Below are 2,520 nucleotides of genomic sequence, written 5' to 3' on the forward strand. Positions count from 1 at the left end.
TGGTCGGGTAGGTCCCGCGCATCGCTGCGCGGGACCCCCCTCAGAACCGTGCTTGCCACTTTCACGGCACACGGCTCAAGCAGACATGTCGGCCTCTAACGAGAAGTCCTCTTTCGGTCTTCGGCATGGTGCAACCGATGACACGACGTGTGTATGACTTCCAAGTTGCTCAGGCGATCAGATCCGCCTTGGCTGCGGTACACGGTGTGGTGCACATTGATGCCGCGTGAATTGGCTGAGAACCACCTCGCCCAATCGCTGACGTCTTCGGGGTCGTACCCCGCGCCCTCGATCAGGTCCGTACCGCACTTGGTACACAGTCCCTTCTGGCGGGCCGCAAGAGTGACGATCTTCTTCGTCTCGACCTGCGGTAGCCGCTTCCGGGCTCGTTTCAACCAGTATTCTGTAAGCTCTGGGTCGTCCCGAGATGCATTTCCTTTCACTAGGGTGTGTCGGACGATCTTCGTCCAGGCGAATTTCGACACGTGGCGTTCCGGATTCCCGAAGATCCACTTTGCCGTCCTTCCTGGCCTGTACTGACCCCAATACCGCTGAGTGATCCAGCGCCCTGACTTCGTGCGGTGCTGCTTGCACGCCCAGCGCCACAGGCACTCGTAGGTGTAGGTGTCGAGCTTTTGGAACGTTGTTGAGGAGACGGCGTGCCTGTAGTACGTGGACCAGCCGCGTACGAACGGATCAAGGGCGCTTACCAGGTTTTCTACCGTTGAACCCTGATAGATCCTGACTGTTTCCTTGATCCGCTTCCTGGCGCGCCGTACTGCTTCATCACTCGGTTTGATGATTGGCTTGCCCTGATAGCGACGGATGTTGAATCCCAAGAAGTCGAACCCCTCTTCGAGGTGGCAGACTTTAGTCTTTTCCTCGTTGAAGGACAGCCCTCTCGGTGCCAGCCAGGCGGCGAGGGTGCTCTTACAATCCCACGCCTCCCGTTCCGAAGTGCAGAGCACGACGAAGTCATCGGCGTACCGAATGAGTGCCGGTGAGTCATTCCTGCGCGATTTCCATGTGTTCGCACCGATTGCATCACCCATTCCATGCAGGGCGATGTTCAGCAGCAAGGGACTGATGACTCCCCCTTGGGGGGTGCCTTCAGTCGTTTTGCTGAAACTTCCCTGATCAAAGACTCCAGCCTTGAGCCACCCGTGGATGAGCTTGCGACCTGGGAACAGGCCAACAGATCTCAAGAGGTGGTCATGACTGATCCGGTCGAAGGCTGCCGAAAGGTCCGCGTCGAGGACGACGAGCCTCCGGGTTGCCCTCGGTCCCACCACGTTGTAGATCGCTTCGATCGCATCGTGGCAACTCCGCCCAGGCCGAAACCCGTAGCTACGACCCTCGAAGTGAGCTTCCCATTCGGGTTCAAGGGCGTTTTTAACTCGCGCCTGGTTGGCACGGTCTCGAATTACGGGAATTCCTAACGGTCTGGACTTTCCGTTAGCCTTAGGAATGTACACACGTCTGACAGGTGATGGTTTCACGATTGTGCCTGCGATGAGTTGTCGGGCGAGTTTGCCCCGCTCCGACGGCCCCATCGCGACGGCACCGTCCACCCCTGCCGTCTTCTTGCCGGTGCTCATCTGCGCCACTCTGCGGACACTTGTCAAGGTATTCGCTCGGGAACGCAGCATGAGCTTTTGCAGGTTGCGCACCTGCTTCAGATTTCCACTCTTAGATGCCCTGAAAATTCTCTGACGCAGTTTCTCGACGGCCAGGTACTCCGCCTTCCAGTCCACACTGGTCCAGAATTGGGAGTTACTCGGCTCGCCATCAACTCCGTTCGGGATGACCTCGCAGTCATCATGTTGCATGCCGCTCACCCGTCCCGTCTAACTTGCGTCGATGTATAAGGTCCCGCTCATCGTCTCTTCAGTGTCCACCTGGTTCGCGTGGGCTCCCTTTCGGGCCGGGCCACAGTCAACCCGTATCCGCCGGGTTATAGGAACGTCAGGCGTGAGACCTTGTGCGACGTTCCCCTTCCCCTGAACTTTCGCTCAAGCGGCTTTTGCTTATCGAACCATCCTGTCCCGCATAGGGTTTCGACCATTGTTGCCTCCGGCTTACCGGTTGACTATTCCGGACCTATACGGGGTTTCCATGTTCCGCTGTGATGAGTTGCGTTCGGGGTGGGTGCCTTCTCTGAGCCGACTCCTGCGGTAACCTACGGTCGGGCTGTCCTCGGCCCATGGCCCCCGCATCAGGGCCTCCGTCGCACGGTGTTTCTCAACACCAGGAGTTATCGCCGCCGAATGCTGGCCATCGGCGCGGCGTTGTGGCTAACGACTCTTTAAATCGAAGATTCACTTGCGTTCACCCGTCCGAACTTCCCCTTCGCTTGTTCCCCCACGATGGCCCGCGGGAGTCTTGAGCTTGACCACCTCCGCTCGGGACCTCGGATTGCTCCTCGGCCCTGGAGGCTGGGGACCGACCATCGGTCACAGGTCAGGGAGTTGGCGTCTCACTGCCCAACCCCTCTCATCGTCAGCGACCTCATGTCGCACA

At 58.7% G+C, this 2,520-nt stretch carries 1 protein-coding gene; it reads right to left on the bottom strand.

Annotated elements, in window-relative coordinates; translation table 11 throughout:
• Positions 1-95 precede the first annotated feature (95 nt).
• Positions 96-1,829 (bottom strand): group II intron reverse transcriptase/maturase, encoded by a 1,734-nt coding sequence (gene ltrA, locus OTB20_RS42055; RefSeq protein ID WP_267825162.1) that lies wholly within the window; start codon positions 1,827-1,829, stop codon positions 96-98.
• Between the last annotated feature and the right edge of the window lie 691 nt (positions 1,830-2,520).

Origin of the sequence: Streptomyces sp. H27-H1, from assembly GCF_026627445.1 — a bacterium.
In the GTDB taxonomy this organism is placed as follows: Bacteria; Actinomycetota; Actinomycetes; order Streptomycetales; family Streptomycetaceae; genus Streptomyces.

Bases quoted from the DNA above. Each gene is read 5' to 3' on its own strand.
- ltrA (WP_267825162.1), bottom strand. From the start codon at position 1,829: ATGCAACATGATGACTGCGAGGTCATCCCGAACGGAGTTGATGGCGAG.